Source organism: Nitratireductor arenosus, from assembly GCF_009742725.1.
Classification (GTDB): domain Bacteria; phylum Pseudomonadota; class Alphaproteobacteria; order Rhizobiales; family Rhizobiaceae; genus Mangrovimarina; species Mangrovimarina arenosa.
This window is the reverse complement of record NZ_WPHG01000002.1, coordinates 774604-788847: the sequence shown is the minus strand read 5'-3', so window position 1 is coordinate 788847 and position 14244 is coordinate 774604. Positions and strand designations below refer to the sequence as shown.

Genomic DNA, 14244 nt, shown 5'->3' with positions numbered 1-14244 from the left:
AAATCGGGGCACACGGCAGTTTATTGCGCCGCGGGCGCCACCGGCCCGCCAGCGGCGCAATCAGGAGGCGACGCTGCCGCCGCGCGTGGTGCGATAGACGTTGATGCCGAGTTCGCGGATTTTTTTGCGCAGCGTGTTGCGGTTGAGGCCGAGCAGTTCGGCGGCCCGGATCTGGTTGCCGCGCGTCGCGGTCATGGCGGCCAGCACCAGCGGGTATTCGACCTCGGCGAGCACGCGCTGGTAGAGCCCGGCCGGCGGCAGCTCCTCGCCGAAGGAGGAGAAATAGCGCTGTAGATGGTCCTCGACGGCCTGGCCGACCGATACGGTCTCGGTGACCGGACGCGGGCCGGCATCGCCCTGCGGGCTGCCGGTACCGTTCAGCTCCGCCTCGATGATCTCGACGCCGATCTCTTCCTGCGGGTAGAGCGCGGCCAGCCGCCGCACAAGATTTTCCAGCTCGCGCACATTGCCCGGCCAGGCATAATTCTTCAGCAGGTCCATGCCGGCCGGCAGGATGCGTTTGGCCTGCAAGCCTTCCTGTTCGGCGATGGCGAAGAAGTGGCGGATAAGGTCGGGAACGTCCTCGGCCCGTTCGCGCAGGCCCGGCAGCCGCAGCGGCACGACGTTGAGGCGGTAAAACAAATCTTCGCGAAACAGGCCCTGATTGATCAGCGTACGCAGATCCTTGTTGGTCGCGGCCACGATGCGCACGTCGGTGCGGATCGGCGTGCGCCCGCCGACGGTGGTGTATTCGCCCTGCTGCAGCACGCGCAGCAGCCGGGTCTGCGCCTCCATCGGCATGTCGCCGATCTCGTCGAGAAACAGCGTGCCGCCCTCGGCCTGCTCGAAACGGCCGGTCGAGCGGTGCTGCGCGCCGGTGAAGGCGCCCTTTTCGTGGCCGAACAGTTCCGATTCGATCAGGTCGCGCGGGATCGCGGCCATGTTGATGGCCACGAACGGTCCTTTGCGGCGGCGGCCATATTCGTGCAGCGCGCGCGCCACCAGCTCCTTGCCTGTGCCCGATTCGCCGGTGATCATCACCGTCAGATCGGTCTGCATCATCCGCGCCAGCATGCGGTAGATGTCCTGCATGGCGGCCGAGCGGCCGACCAGCGGCATCGTCTCGGGCTGGTCGTCGGGGCGCGGTTTTTCCGCCGGCTGTTTCGGCTCCGCCAGGGCGCGATTGACGATCGCCAGCAGCTCGGTCAGGTCAAACGGTTTCGGCAGATATTCGTAAGCGCCCTTTTCCGAGGCCCGGATCGCGGTCATGAACGTGTTTTGCGCGCTCATGACGATGACGGGCAGTTGCGGCCGCGCCTTCTTGATGCGCGGCAGCATGTCGAAGGCGTTTTCGTCCGGCATCACCACGTCGGTGATCACCAGATCGCCCTCGCCCGCAGACACCCAGCGCCACAGCGTGGCCGCGTTCGAGGTGACGCGCACGGTATGGCCAACCCTCGACAGCGCCTGGCTCAGCACGGTGCGGATCGCCGCGTCGTCGTCGGCAACGAGGATGCTGCCTTGCGTCATGCCGCGTCTCCCGTATTTGGTCCGCCGTCGACCGGGTCGCCCTGGCCTTTCCAGGCCGGCATCAGCACGCGAAAAACGGTGCCGCGCGGCGAGGAATCGCATTCGATTACGCCGCCATGCTCGCCCACGATCTTGGCAACCAGGGCGAGTCCGAGGCCGGACCCGTTCGGCTTGCTGGTGATGAAGGGGTCGAACAGGATCGGCAGAATATCGTCGGGCACCCCGCCGCCATTGTCGTGCACGCAGAATTCGAGCGGCAGCGACACCCGGTTGCGCGTGCCGGGCACGGCGATCCGGATGCCCGGCCGGAACGCGGTCGACAGCGTGATCTCGCCGTCCGGGCGCGCCGCGATCGCCTCGGCGGCGTTCTTGACCAGGTTCAGGAACACCTGGACGAGCTGGTCGCGATTGCCGAACACCGGCGGCAGCGAGGGATCGTAATCCTCCACGATGCGGATTTTTCGGGCAAAGCCGTTGCGGGCGATCGCCTTCACGTGGTCGAGCACGACGTGGATGTTGACCGGGCCGCGTTCGATCGGTCGCTCGTCGGAAAACACTTCCATGCGGTCGACCAGCGCGACGATACGGTCGGTCTCGTCGGTGATCAGCCGGGTCAGCGCGCGGTCCTCGTCGGATGCGGCGGTCTCCAGAAGCTGTGCGGCGCCGCGTATGCCCGAAAGCGGGTTCTTGATCTCGTGCGCCAGCATCGCCGCCAGCCCGGTCACCGAGCGCGCCGCGCCGCGATGGGTCATCTGGCGGTCGATCTTGTCGGCCATCGAACGTTCCTGGAACATGACCACGACCGAGCCCGGCATTTCGGGAACCGGCGCGACCAGGATGTCGACAAGCCTGTCGCCGCCGAGTCGCGGCGAGGAAATGTCGACGCGATACTCGTTGACCGGCGACTGGCGCGCGCGCACCTCCTCGACCAGGGTCAGCAACGGACTGCCGAACGGCACGAAATGATCGAGCGGGTTGCGCGCCAGAATGACGGCGCTGGAGCGGAAAAACACTTCCGCGTCGGCATTGGCGAAGGCAATCCGGCCGTCAGGGTCGAGCATGATGACCGGATGGCGGATCGTGTTGAGCACGATCTCGGCCAGACCGGGCTGCGCCGCCGGGACTGAAACCGGTCTCATGCCGCGATCCCCGCGCCATGATCGGCGCCGGCCTCGAACAGGTCGGCAAGCCGTGCCAGCACCGCGGCCGGATCGTCGGCGATCATGATCGCCTGGCGGTCGAGCGCGGCCAGCGCCGGCGCGTGCCGGTCGAGATACCAGCCGAGATGTTTGCGGGCGTGGCGCACGCCCCTGTCGTTGCCATAGAGCGACAGCATCGCCTCGTAATGCGCGCCGACATAGTCGGCGAGCGCGGCCGGGCTCACCGGAATGCCGGTTGCGGTACCGCCCGACGACGCCGCCGCGATCGCGCCGGCCGTCCACGGCGCCCCGTAATGGGCGCGGCCGATCATGATCGCGTCGGCACCCGATTGCTGGAGGATGCGAGCGGCACCGGCGGCATCGGCCACGTCGCCATTGGCCACCACCGGGATCGTCACTGCGTGCTTGACCTGGCGGATCGCGCGCCAGTCGGCTTTGCCCTTGTAGAACTGGCAGCGGGTGCGCCCGTGCACGGTCACCATGCGCGCGCCGACGGCCTCGGCCCGGCGCGCCAGCTCGGGCGCGGCGAACTCGGTGTCGTCCCAGCCGAGCCGCATCTTGACGGTGACGGGAACCGGAACGGCGTCGACGGCAGCCGCGATCAGCGCTTGGGCATGGTCGAGGTCGCGCATCAGCGCCGAGCCGCAATAGCCGCCGGTGACCTTCTTGGCCGGGCAGCCCATATTGATGTCGATGATCTCGGCCCCCTCGCCCGCCGCGATGCGCGCGCCCTCGGCGATCCAGCACGCCTCGCGGCCGGCCAGTTGCACGACATGCGGCCCATCACCGGCCGGCGCGAGCCGGCGCGCCGATTCAGAACGCCCACGTGCCAGCTCGCCGCTGGCGATCATTTCCGACACCACCAGCCCGGCGCCGTGCGCGGCCGCCCGCGCGCGAAAGGCGCTGTCGCTGACGCCCGACAGCGGCGCCAGGAACACGCGATTGCGGATCGTCACGTCGCCGATCGCCAAGGGGCGCGAAAGCGCCTCGAATGCCAACATGCACAATTTCCGCGCAGCCAATCAATTTGCATATTCTTTAGCCAAGAGATGACGATGGTGCAATGCAAAATACAGGCGCTGTGCCCGACGCCGAACAAATATCTGGCCATTGCCCGGCGCGCTCGCTAAGCCTCACGCGAACCAACAGGGATGTGTTTTTCATGCTCGATCGGCAGGTCAACGGGATCGCCGTCGTGATCGTGGCGGCCGGACGCGGCGAGCGCGCCGGACAATCGGCCGAGGGGCCGAAACAATATCGCCGTATCGGCGGCCGCGCGGTTCTGGACCGCACCATCGCCGCCTTTCGCGACCATCCGGCGGTCGGCCGCATCGTGGTGGCGATCCACCCCGACGACCAGATGCTGTTTCGCGACGCCGTCGCCGATCCCGGCCGCCAGGTCTCGGTCGTGCATGGCGGCGCCAGCCGGCAGGCCTCCACGCGCCTGGCGCTGGAAAGCCTGGCCGATGCCGCGCCCGCCCATGTCCTGATCCATGACGGCGTGCGCCCATTCGTCGATGCCGCCCTGATCGACCGGGTCGTGGCCGGGCTGGCCGAGTGCGACGCCGTGCTGCCGGCGCTCGCCGTCGCCGACACGTTGAAGAAGGCGGACGGCGACGGATGTGTGGTGGAGACCGTGCCGCGCGCGGGCCTGTTTTCGGCCCAGACGCCGCAGGGTTTTTCCTTCGCGCCGATCCTGGCCGCGCACCGGCGCGCCCACGCGGCGGGCCTGGCCGATTTCACCGACGACGCGGCGATCGCCGAATGGGCCAAGATCCCGGTACAGATCGTGGCCGGCGCGCCCGACAACGTCAAACTCACTTTCGCACGGGAGATCGCGATGGCGGATGAACGCCTCGGCACCGCTCGAACCGGCTTTCCCGACGTCAGGACCGGCAACGGCTACGACGTCCACAGTTTCGGCCCGGGCGATCATGTGACGCTGTGCGGCGTGGCGATCCCGCACGACAGGGCCCTGTCGGGACATTCGGACGCCGATGTCGGCCTGCACGCGCTGACCGACGCCTTGCTTGCCACCTGTTCGGCCGGCGATATCGGCACGCATTTTCCGCCCTCCGACATGCAGTGGAAGGGTGCCGCCTCGCACATCTTCCTCGAACACGCCGCCCGGCTGGTGCGCGACAAGGGCGGGCGGATCGCCAATGTCGACGTGACACTGATCTGCGAGGCACCGAAAATCGGCCCGCATCGCCAGGCGATGGTCGCGGCGATGGCGGCGATGCTCGGCCTCGACGCCGGCCGGGTTTCGGTCAAGGCGACCACCAATGAGCGGATCGGTTTCGTCGGCCGCCGCGAGGGCATCGCCGCCATCGCCACGACGAGCGTGGTCTTTCCGGGCGAGTTGCCGGCATGAGCCCGCACGCGGAACTGGCCGAGGCGGTGCTGGCGGCCTGCAAGCGGCAGGGCCTGATGCTGGCCACGGCCGAATCCTGCACCGGCGGCATGATCGCGGCCGCCTTGACCGATATTGCCGGCTCCTCGACCGTCGTCGACCGCGGTTTCGTCACCTATTCCAACGAGGCCAAGATGGAGATGCTCGGCGTAACCAGCGCAACCCTCACCGCCCACGGTGCCGTCTCAGCCGAAACGGCGTGCGAGATGGCGGCCGGCGCGCTCGCCCGCTCGAGGGCGGGGCTCGCCGTTTCCGTCACCGGCGTTGCCGGTCCCGGCGGCGGCTCGGCGGCAAAACCGGTCGGACTGGTCTGGTTCGGGATCGCCCTCACGGGCCGGGAACCGGCTACGCACCGGAAAGTGTTCGCCGATCGGGATCGCGACGCGGTGCGCCAAAACACGGTCAGGACCGCGCTTGAGCTTATCCTTGCGAGGCTGGCGCGCTGACCGGCACGCCATAAATCTCGTCGGCGCGCTTTTCGAAGGCGCCGGCGAACATGCGGAAGGCGCGGTCGAACATCGCCCCCATCATCGCACCGAGAATCCGGCTCTTGAATTCGTAGTTGATGTAAAAATTGATCTGCGTGCCGCCCTTGCCGTCCGGCTCGAAACGCCAGCGATTGTCGAGGAAGCGGAACGGCCCGTCGAGATATTTGACGTTGATGGCGTTGTCGGCCTCGCGGGCGATCACCTGGCTGGTGAAGGTTTCGCGGATCGCCTTGTAACCCACCGTCATGTCGGCGATCGACACGACGACGCCGTGCGCCTGCTTGCGCGAGCGCACCGAAAGCGCCTCGCACATCGGCAGGAACTCGGGATAGCGCTCGATATCGGCGACCAGCGCGAACATCTCCCGCGGCGCGTGGGCTACGTTGCGGACGGTTTCGTATTTCGGCATGGCGTTCTACTGGTCGGCGGTCTTTGCCAGATGCGCCGCGCGCGCCGCCTGCAGCCGGGCGAAATCCTCGCCCGCATGGTGCGAGGAGCGCGTCAGCGGGCTGGCCGAGACGAGCAGGAAACCTTTTGTGTAGGCGACCGTCTCGTAGGACTTGAACTCCTCCGGCGTGACGAATTTCTTCACCGGGTGATGTTTTCGCGTCGGCTGCAGATACTGGCCTATGGTCAAAAAGTCGACATCGGCCGTGCGCAGATCGTCCATCAGCTGCTGCACCTCGTTGCGCTCCTCGCCGAGGCCGACCATGATGCCCGACTTGGTGAACATGGTCGGGTCTAGCTCCTTGACGCGCTGCAGGAGCCTGATCGAGTGGAAATAGCGCGCGCCGGGTCTGACGGTGAGATAGTTCGACGGCACGGTCTCAAGATTGTGGTTGAAGACATCGGGCTTAGCCGCAACCACGATCTCCAGCGCGCCGTCCTTGCGCAGGAAATCCGGCGTCAGCACCTCGATGGTGGTTTCTGGCGATTCGGTGCGGATCGCCCGGATGACTTCGGCGAAATGGCGCGCGCCGCCATCGGCCAGGTCGTCGCGGTCGACCGAGGTGACGACGACGTGGTTGAGGCCCATCTGCCGCACGGCGGCCGCGACATTTTCCGGCTCGTCGGCGTCGAGCGCGTTGGGCCGGCCGGTGGTGACGTTGCAAAACGCGCAGGCGCGCGTGCAGATCTCGCCCATGATCAGGAACGAGGCGTGCTTCTTGTCCCAGCACTCGCCGATATTGGGACAGCCGGCCTCCTCGCACACCGTCACCAGCTTGTTGGTGCGCACGATGTCGCGGGTTTCAAGATAGCCGCGCGAGGTAGGCGCCCTGACCCGGATCCAGTCCGGCTTGCGCAGCACTTCCTGGTCCGGGCGGTGCGCCTTTTCGGGATGGCGCGGGCGCGGCCGGTTGGCGAGGGTGTCGATGACGGTGACCATGTCTTGTCCTTGCGACTTATGGGGCGTTAACGGCGCGTACGCGCTTTCGAGCGCCCGAAAATCCACAGAATCAGGATCGCGCCGGCGATCGCGACGACCAGGCTGCCGAGAAAACCCTGATAGTGGATGCCGAGCAATCCCGCCAGCGTGCCGCCGACAAACGAACCGGCAATCCCCACCAGCACATTGGTGAACAGGCCGTGGTCGCGGTTCATCGTCCGCTCGGCCACGTAGCCGGCGAGAAATCCAACCAAAAGCATGCCGAAAAAGCCGACGCCGGGCATGCCCATGAAACCTTGCATCTCTTGCATCTCTTGCATTTCCTATCCCGTTAGTCGGTTGCCATCCGTCCGGGCCTTTGCATCACACTGTGCATATAAGGCATTTGCGCGCCGATTGAACCGGCCGGTCCTAGGCATTCAGCGCCTTGCCGTAGGCGTCGAGCACGCTTTCCTTCATCATTTCCGACAGGGTCGGATGCGGGAAGATGGTGTGCATCAGCTCGGCCTCGGTGGTCTCCAGGTTCATCGCCACCACGAAACCCTGGATGAGTTCGGTCACTTCCGCGCCGATCATGTGCGCGCCGAGCAATTCGCCGGTCTTCTTGTCGAAGATCGTCTTGACCAGCCCCTGGTCCTCGCCAAGCGCGACCGCCTTGCCGTTGGCCACGAACGGAAACCGTCCGACGCGGATGTCGCGGCCGGCTTCCTTGGCCTTGGCCTCCGTCATCCCGACCGAGGCGATCTGCGGGTAGCAATAGGTGCAGCCGGGAACCAGGTTCTTGTCGAGCGGGTGGACGCCCTTCTGGCCGGCGATCTTTTCCACGCAGATCACGCCCTCGTGCTCGGCCTTGTGGGCCAACATCGGCGGGCCGGCGACATCGCCGATCGCGTAGACGCCCTCCACAGTGGTGCGGCCGTAGTCGTCGATGACGATGCAGCCGCGCTCGGTCTTCACGCCGAGCTCCTCAAGACCGAGATTCTCGACATTGCCGGTCACGCCGACGGCCGAGATCATGCGCTCGGCGGTGATCTTTTCCACTTTGCCACCCTTGGTCTCGACATGGGCGGTAACCGAATCCTTGGCCTTGTCGACCTTGACCACCTTGGCTTCGAGCAGGAATTTCATGCCCTGTTTTTCAAAACGCTTCTTGGCCAGTTGCGAAATCTCGGCGTCTTCCACCGGCAGGATGGCCGGCATCAGCTCGACCACGGTCACCTCGACGCCGAGCGTGCGGTAGAACGAGGCGAACTCGATGCCGATCGCGCCGGAGCCGACCACGATCAGCGATTTCGGCATCGCCTTGGGCACCATCGCCTCGAAATAGGTCCAGATCAGTTCGCCGTCCGGCTCCATGCCCGGCAGCGCGCGTGGCCGCGCGCCGGTGGCCACGATGATATGCTTGGCGGTGTAGGTGCCCTCGCCTTTGGTGTTTTTGGGCGCGGGATGCTGCGGCTGCATCGGTTTTTTGGTCGGTTTCGACACGACGATCTCGCCGCGCCCCTTCAGCCTGGCCTCGCCCCAGATGACGTCGACCTTGTTTTTCTTCATCAGGAAGCCGACGCCGTTGTTCATCCGCCCGGCGACGCCGCGCGCGCGCTCGACCACCGCCTTCAGGTCGGCGGTCAGCTTGCCTTCCAGCTTCAGCCCGTAATCGGCGGCGTTTTCGCCCAGATGCATCACCTCGGCCGAACGCAGCAGGGCCTTGGTGGGGATACAGCCCCAATTGGAACAGATGCCGCCCAAGTGCTCGCGCTCCACCAGCGCGGTCTTGAAACCGAGCTGCGCGGCGCGCACGGCGGTGACATAGCCGCCCGGACCGCCGCCGATGATGATGACGTCATAGCTTTCCGACATGCCTGCTTCCTATTCTGTTTACGCGCGTCCACACAGCGGGGAACGAACATCTGCCTGCCTGCTTATCGGCTCGTCGCATCCGCTCACTCAGATCCCCAGCATCATGCGCACCAGCGGTTCGACCCCGCGACCGATGGTGCGGGTGTTGGCCGCGTCGAGATGGACGCCGTCGAGCGGCGAGGTCTCGGCCACCGATCCGGCATCGAAAAAACCGCAGCCGGCGACGTCGGCCAGGTCGGAATAGAGGCTGCCCAGCATATGCGACTGCTGGATGGCGCCGGCAAACAACGCGGCGAAATCCGGATCGCCGGTCTCGCGGATCGCCGGCGGCGCGACGATCAGGATTTCGGGCTGCTCCTGGTCGAGCGGCCAAGAATGGCCGCGCACGATGTCGACCAACCGCTCCATGCCCTGCTTGGCGGCGATCGCCGCGCCGGCCAAGAACGGCTTCATGTCGTTGGTGCCGAGCATGATGATGACGAGGTCGAGCGGCGCGTGCGTGGTGAGCAATGTCGGCAACAGCCGCGCGCCATTGCGGTCGGCCGGCCCGACATGGTCGTCGAACGTGGTGGTGCGTCCGTTCAACCCCTCTGCGATCACTTGCGCCTTGCCGCCCAGGGCCGTCTGAAGCACGTTCGGCCAGCGATCCTCCGGCGCATGGCGACCCGGCCCCTCGGGGTCGTAACCCCAAGTAAGCGAGTCGCCATAGGCAAGGATCGTTTTCATAGCGCTCACGCGGCTCCCGACCGTTTAGGCTGTCTGGCGTAGCCGGCGCAGGCCAAGCGCGACGAACAGGAACAGGACGCCGTTCGACAACAGTTCGACGCCGAGCAGGATGCCGAGGATGGAGGCGGCCGAGGCCGGGAAATCGGCCAGGATCATGATGCCGAGCGCAACCGCGATCAGGCCGGACACCAACACCCAGCCCCAGCCGGAGATCGGCCGTAGCGAAAAGGCGTACATCAGCTTGATCGCGCCGATGATCAAAAACAGCACCGCGACCAACAAGGTCAGCGAGACCATGCCCGCGAGCGGGTTGAAGATCAGCGACAGGCCGACGACAAGCGTCAGAATACCGAATAGCAGCGCCCATATGAAACCGCCCCAGCCCTTGTCCTGGAAGGCCTGAACGATCTGCAGGACGCCGACCAGCGCGAAGGTCCAGCCGGCAAGCAGCGTCGCGGCCATTGTCGCGGCAAACGGGTTGAGCAGCGCCATCACGCCGCCGATCAGCGAAATGACCGCAAACAAAGCCATCCATATCCAGGACCGGCCGACAGTCGCACTATGCATTTTCGTCTCGCTCATAGTCGCCTCTCCGGATGGTTGAAACGGCGGGCCTGAGGTTTTGATCCCTAGACCAGCATCGACATCGGATTTTCGACGAACCCCTTGAAGGCGGCCAGCAGTTCGGCGCCCAGCGCGCCGTCAACGGCGCGATGGTCGGTCGACAGCGTCGCCGACATGATCGTGGCCACGGCGACCGCCCCGTCCTTGACCACCGCACGCTGTTCGCCGGCTCCGACCGCCAGAATGGTGGCGTGCGGCGGATTGATGACGGCGGAAAAATCCTTGATGCCGAACATGCCCAGATTGGACACCGCCGTGGTGCCGCCCTGATATTCCTCCGGCTTGAGCTTGCGGTTCCTGGCGCGCGTGGCCATGTCCTTCATCTCGTTGGAGATTGTCGACAGCGTCTTTTGCTCGGCCTGTCTGACGATCGGCGTTATCAGCCCACCGGGGATCGACACCGCGACGCCGACATCGGCATGGCTGTGCTTGACCATGTTGGCGTCAGTCCACGACACGTTCGCCTCCGGCACCGCCTTCAGCGCCAGTGCCATCGCCTTGATAACCATGTCGTTGACCGACAGCTTGTACGCCGGCTCTTCGCCCTTGTCGGTCTTGACCTTGGGCGCGGCGTCGTTGAGCTGCTTGCGCAGCGCCAGCAGCGCGTCGATGTCGCAGTCGATCGTCAGGTAGAAATGCGGGATGGTCGATTTCGCCTCGACCAGCCGGCGGGCGATCGTCTTGCGCATATTGTCGTGCGGAACAAGCTCGTAACTGCCCTCCTCGAACAGTTTCAAAACCGCGTCGTCCGACATCGGCTTGGCGGCCGGGGCGGCGGGCGGCGTGGGCGCGGCCTTGGCGTCGGAGGTTTTCTTGGCGCCGCCATCTGAGGCGGCGACTGCCTCGACATCGGCCTTGACGATGCGGCCGTGCGGGCCCGAGCCCTTGATGGCCCCAAGGTCGACGCCTTCGGACTGGGCGATGCGGCGGGCGAGCGGCGAGGCGAAGACGCGCTCGCCGTTCCTGCTCGGCGCCGGGCCGGCCTTTACGTCGTCGGGGATCGCGGCCTTGGCCGCCGCTTCCTTATCCGCCTTATCCGCGCCGCCTGTCTCGGCGGCCGGCTTGGCCGGCGCTTCGGCGGATTTTTTGGCGGAGGGCTCGGACTTCGGTTCGGACTTGGTTTCGTCCTTGCCGCCGCCGTTGCCGCCGCTGGCGGCGGCCTTGGCCGCGTCCGCGGCATCCTCGCCCTCGCCGGCCAGCACGGCGATCAGCGCGTTGACCTTCACGCCCTCGCTACCTTCCGGCACGACGATCTTCGCCACCGTGCCCTCGTCGACCGCCTCGACCTCCATGGTCGCCTTGTCGGTCTCGATCTCGGCGATCACGTCGCCGGGCGCGACCTGATCGCCCTCCTTGACCAGCCATTTGGCAAGATTGCCTTCTTCCATGGTGGGCGAAAGCGCCGGCATGGTGATGTTGATCGGCATCGTCTCGCCCTCCCTAGGCTTTGTAGCTGACGGCCTTCACGGCCTGGATGACCTCGGCCACGTTGGGCAGGGCCAGCTTTTCCAGATTGGCGGCATAGGGCATCGGTACGTCCTTGCCGCAGATCGTAACCACCGGCGCGTCGAGCCAGTCGAAGGCGCGCTGCATAATCTGACTGGCGATGTGGTCGCCGACCGAGGATTGCGGAAAGCCTTCTTCCACCGTCACCAGGCGATTGGTTTTCTTCACCGACTCGATCACCGTATCGAGGTCCAGCGGCCGGATGGTGCGCAAATCGATCACCTCGACGTCGATCCCCTCGCCCGCCAGTTCCTCGGCCGCCTTGACCGCATAGGTCATGCCGATGCCGAACGAGACGATGGTGGCGTCGGTGCCCTGCTTATGGATGCGCGCCTTGCCGATCGGCAGCACGAAATCGTCGAGCTTCGGCACGTCGAAGGTCTGGCCGTAGAGGATCTCGTTTTCCAGAAACATCACCGGGTTCGGGTCGCGGATCGCGGCCTTCAAAAGCCCCTTCGCGTCGGCGGCGGTATAGGGCTGCACGACCTTCAACCCGGGTATATGGCTGTACCAGGCGGCATAACATTGCGAGTGCTGGGCGGCGACGCGCGCGGCCGCGCCGTTCGGGCCGCGAAAAACGATCGGCGCCCCCATCTGGCCACCCGACATGTAAAGCGTCTTGGCGGCGGAATTGACGATCTGGTCGATCGCCTGCATGGCGAAGTTGAAGGTCATGAATTCCACGATCGGCTTCAGACCCGCCATCGCCGCACCGACGCCGACGCCGGCGAAGCCGTGTTCGGTGATCGGGGTGTCGACGACGCGCCGGGCGCCGAATTCCTGCAACAAGCCTTGCGTGATCTTGTAGGCGCCCTGGTATTCGGCGACCTCCTCGCCCATGACCAAGACATCTTCGTCGCGGCGCATTTCCTCGGCCATAGCGTCGCGCAACGCCTCGCGCACGGTGGTCGGCACCATTTCCGTGCCGTCGGGAATGTCGGGATCGGACGCCACGTCCACCTTTTTCGGCTCGGGGTGCACCTTGCCTTCGGCAGGCACGCGACGTTCGTCCATGTCGGCGACGGCGTCGCCGCTCGCGGCGGCCGGCTTTTCCTCGTCCGCCGGCTCGGAGGCCCCTTGTTCCGCCTTGCCGTCCGGCTTGGCGGCGCCGGCCTTGCCGATATCGTCGGCGCTTTCGCCCTCTTCAAGCAGCACGGCGATCGGCGTGTTAACCTTCACACCCTCCGCGCCTTCCGCGATCAGGATCTTGCCCAGCGTGCCCTCATCGACCGCCTCGACCTCCATGGTCGCCTTGTCGGTTTCGATCTCGGCGATCACGTCGCCGGCGCTGACCGTGTCACCTTCTTTCTTCAGCCATTTGGCCAGATTGCCCTCTTCCATCGTCGGAGACAGGGCCGGCATGAGAATTTCGATCGGCATGGCGCCCCTCCCTCAGATCAGAATGTCGGTATAAAGCTCGGACACGTCCGGCTCCGGGTCGGTCTGGGCAAATTCGGCCGCGTCGGCGACGATGTCGCGCACCTGCTTGTCGATCGCCTTCAACTCGTCCTCGTCGGCCCATTTCTTCTCGACCAGACGCGCCTTGACCTGCTCGATCGGGTCGTGTTCGGAGCGCATTTTCTGCACTTCGTCCTTGGAGCGGTATTTCGCCGGATCGGACATGGAATGGCCGCGATAACGGTAGGTCATCATTTCCAGGATGATCGGCCCCTTGCCGTCGCGGCAATGCGCCAGCGCCATCTCGCCGGCCGATCTGACGGCGCGAACATCCATGCCGTCGACCTGGATGCCGGGGATCTTGAAGGAAATACCGCGATGGGAAAAATCGGTTTCCGCCGATGAGCGCGCCACCGAGGTTCCCATGGCGTAGCGGTTGTTCTCGATGACGTAAATCACCGGCAGCTTCCACAGCGAGGCCATGTTGAAGCTTTCATAGACCTGACCCTGATTGGCCGCGCCGTCGCCGAAGAAGGTTAGCGACACGGCCTTGGTGTCGCGGTAGCGGTTGGCGAAGGCAAGTCCGGTGCCGAGCGAGACCTGCGCGCCGACGATGCCGTGGCCGCCGTAAAAATTCTTCTCCTTGGAAAACATGTGCATCGAGCCGCCCTTGCCCTTGGAGTAGCCTCCCCGGCGCCCGGTGAGCTCGGCCATCACCCCGCGCGGCGACATCTCCATGGCCAGCATGTGGCCGTGGTCGCGGTAGGCGGTGATCATCTGGTCGCCATCCTCCATCGCCATCTTCAGGCCGGTGACCACCGCTTCCTGGCCGATATAAAGGTGGCAGAACCCGCCGATGAAGCCCATCCCGTAAAGCTGGCCGGCCTTCTCCTCGAAACGGCGGATCAAAAGCATGCCACGATAGGCGTCAAGCTCGTCCTGCTTGGAAAAATTCGCGGGTTTCGGCGTGCTCATGGCCGGAGCCAGGCCGCTTTCGGATTTGGGTTTCGAAGAGCTGCGCTTCGTCCGTTTCGGCGCTGCGGTCATGCATCACTCCCTGATGGCGTCTCTTTGGCGGACACACGGGAGGCGGCATGATCCCACCTCCCACATTCTTGATAGGGAGGCTATCATGCGCACACAAAAACGGCCATG

At 65.5% G+C, this 14244-nt stretch carries 14 protein-coding genes; 2 read left to right on the top strand and 12 right to left on the bottom strand.

Annotation, left to right across the window (positions count from 1 at the left end):
• Positions 1-60: 60 nt before the first annotated feature.
• Genes ntrC through dusB form a run of 3 tightly spaced genes read right to left on the bottom strand, consistent with a single transcriptional unit; the run spans position 61 to position 3691 of the window.
• Entirely contained in the window at positions 61-1530 is a 1470-nt protein-coding gene (gene ntrC / locus GN330_RS10775) for a nitrogen regulation protein NR(I) (RefSeq protein ID WP_156712655.1), read from the bottom strand.
• A complete protein-coding gene (locus tag GN330_RS10770; protein WP_156712654.1) occupies positions 1527-2669 on the bottom strand; it encodes a two-component system sensor histidine kinase NtrB in 1143 nt (380 codons plus the stop codon). Before GN330_RS10770 ends, ntrC begins: the two co-directional genes overlap by 4 nt.
• Entirely contained in the window at positions 2666-3691 is a 1026-nt protein-coding gene (gene dusB, locus GN330_RS10765) for a tRNA dihydrouridine synthase DusB (RefSeq protein WP_156712653.1), read from the bottom strand. Before dusB ends, GN330_RS10770 begins: the two co-directional genes overlap by 4 nt.
• Positions 3692-3852: 161 nt before the next feature.
• On the opposite strand from dusB, the gene GN330_RS10760 reads away from it, so the two are divergent.
• Together GN330_RS10760 and GN330_RS10755 are read left to right on the top strand one after the other, a co-directional pair.
• Entirely contained in the window at positions 3853-5064 is a 1212-nt protein-coding gene (locus GN330_RS10760) for a bifunctional 2-C-methyl-D-erythritol 4-phosphate cytidylyltransferase/2-C-methyl-D-erythritol 2,4-cyclodiphosphate synthase (RefSeq protein ID WP_156712652.1), read from the top strand.
• Complete coding sequence (locus tag GN330_RS10755; protein WP_156712651.1) at positions 5061-5549, top strand: CinA family protein; 489 nt, start codon at positions 5061-5063, stop codon at positions 5547-5549. The genes GN330_RS10760 and GN330_RS10755 overlap by 4 nt, the downstream gene beginning before the upstream one ends.
• Here GN330_RS10755 and GN330_RS10750 read toward each other — a convergent pair.
• The 9 genes from GN330_RS10750 to pdhA form a co-directional block, all read right to left on the bottom strand.
• Positions 5524-6000 (bottom strand): type II toxin-antitoxin system RatA family toxin, encoded by a 477-nt coding sequence (locus GN330_RS10750; RefSeq protein WP_156712650.1) that lies wholly within the window; start codon positions 5998-6000, stop codon positions 5524-5526. The genes GN330_RS10755 and GN330_RS10750 overlap by 26 nt on opposite strands.
• Before the next feature lie 6 nt (positions 6001-6006).
• Positions 6007-6978, bottom strand: coding sequence for a lipoyl synthase (lipA, locus tag GN330_RS10745; protein WP_156712649.1), 972 nt, complete (start codon positions 6976-6978; stop codon positions 6007-6009).
• Positions 6979-7004: 26 nt separating this feature from the next.
• Positions 7005-7289 carry a GlsB/YeaQ/YmgE family stress response membrane protein gene (locus tag GN330_RS10740; RefSeq protein ID WP_156712648.1) on the bottom strand — a complete coding sequence of 95 codons (285 nt, stop codon included), beginning with the start codon at positions 7287-7289 and terminating at the stop codon, positions 7005-7007.
• Positions 7290-7389: 100 nt separating this feature from the next.
• Positions 7390-8835 carry a dihydrolipoyl dehydrogenase gene (gene lpdA / locus GN330_RS10735; RefSeq protein ID WP_156712647.1) on the bottom strand — a complete coding sequence of 482 codons (1446 nt, stop codon included), beginning with the start codon at positions 8833-8835 and terminating at the stop codon, positions 7390-7392.
• 87 nt (positions 8836-8922) lie between these two features.
• On the bottom strand, positions 8923-9561 hold the full coding sequence (locus tag GN330_RS10730; RefSeq protein ID WP_156712922.1) for an SGNH/GDSL hydrolase family protein: 639 nt from the start codon (positions 9559-9561) through the stop codon (positions 8923-8925).
• Positions 9562-9585: 24 nt separating this feature from the next.
• The gene (locus GN330_RS10725) at positions 9586-10143 is read right to left on the bottom strand and encodes an HdeD family acid-resistance protein (protein WP_156712646.1); all 558 of its coding nucleotides are present in this window, start codon (positions 10141-10143) and stop codon (positions 9586-9588) included.
• Between the two features lie 47 nt (positions 10144-10190).
• Complete coding sequence (locus GN330_RS10720; RefSeq protein WP_156712645.1) at positions 10191-11612, bottom strand: pyruvate dehydrogenase complex dihydrolipoamide acetyltransferase; 1422 nt, start codon at positions 11610-11612, stop codon at positions 10191-10193.
• 13 nt (positions 11613-11625) lie between these two features.
• Positions 11626-13071, bottom strand: coding sequence for a pyruvate dehydrogenase complex E1 component subunit beta (locus tag GN330_RS10715; protein WP_156712644.1), 1446 nt, complete (start codon positions 13069-13071; stop codon positions 11626-11628).
• 12 nt (positions 13072-13083) lie between these two features.
• Positions 13084-14136, bottom strand: a complete 1053-nt coding sequence (gene pdhA, locus GN330_RS10710) for a pyruvate dehydrogenase (acetyl-transferring) E1 component subunit alpha (RefSeq protein WP_156712643.1) — start codon at positions 14134-14136, stop codon at positions 13084-13086.
• Positions 14137-14244 lie beyond the last annotated feature (108 nt).

Bases quoted from the DNA above. Each gene is read 5' to 3' on its own strand.
- GN330_RS10755 (WP_156712651.1), top strand. From the start codon at position 5,061: ATGAGCCCGCACGCGGAACTGGCCGAGGCGGTGCTGGCGGCCTGCAAG.
- GN330_RS10730 (WP_156712922.1), bottom strand. From the start codon at position 9,561: ATGAAAACGATCCTTGCCTATGGCGACTCGCTTACTTGGGGTTACGAC.
- pdhA (WP_156712643.1), bottom strand. From the start codon at position 14,136: ATGACCGCAGCGCCGAAACGGACGAAGCGCAGCTCTTCGAAACCCAAA.
- ntrC (WP_156712655.1), bottom strand. From the start codon at position 1,530: ATGACGCAAGGCAGCATCCTCGTTGCCGACGACGACGCGGCGATCCGC.
- GN330_RS10725 (WP_156712646.1), bottom strand. From the start codon at position 10,143: ATGAGCGAGACGAAAATGCATAGTGCGACTGTCGGCCGGTCCTGGATA.
- GN330_RS10770 (WP_156712654.1), bottom strand. From the start codon at position 2,669: ATGAGACCGGTTTCAGTCCCGGCGGCGCAGCCCGGTCTGGCCGAGATC.
- lipA (WP_156712649.1), bottom strand. From the start codon at position 6,978: ATGGTCACCGTCATCGACACCCTCGCCAACCGGCCGCGCCCGCGCCAT.
- GN330_RS10760 (WP_156712652.1), top strand. From the start codon at position 3,853: ATGCTCGATCGGCAGGTCAACGGGATCGCCGTCGTGATCGTGGCGGCC.
- lpdA (WP_156712647.1), bottom strand. From the start codon at position 8,835: ATGTCGGAAAGCTATGACGTCATCATCATCGGCGGCGGTCCGGGCGGC.
- GN330_RS10740 (WP_156712648.1), bottom strand. From the start codon at position 7,289: ATGCAAGAGATGCAAGGTTTCATGGGCATGCCCGGCGTCGGCTTTTTC.
- dusB (WP_156712653.1), bottom strand. From the start codon at position 3,691: ATGTTGGCATTCGAGGCGCTTTCGCGCCCCTTGGCGATCGGCGACGTG.
- GN330_RS10715 (WP_156712644.1), bottom strand. From the start codon at position 13,071: ATGCCGATCGAAATTCTCATGCCGGCCCTGTCTCCGACGATGGAAGAG.
- GN330_RS10750 (WP_156712650.1), bottom strand. From the start codon at position 6,000: ATGCCGAAATACGAAACCGTCCGCAACGTAGCCCACGCGCCGCGGGAG.
- GN330_RS10720 (WP_156712645.1), bottom strand. From the start codon at position 11,612: ATGCCGATCAACATCACCATGCCGGCGCTTTCGCCCACCATGGAAGAA.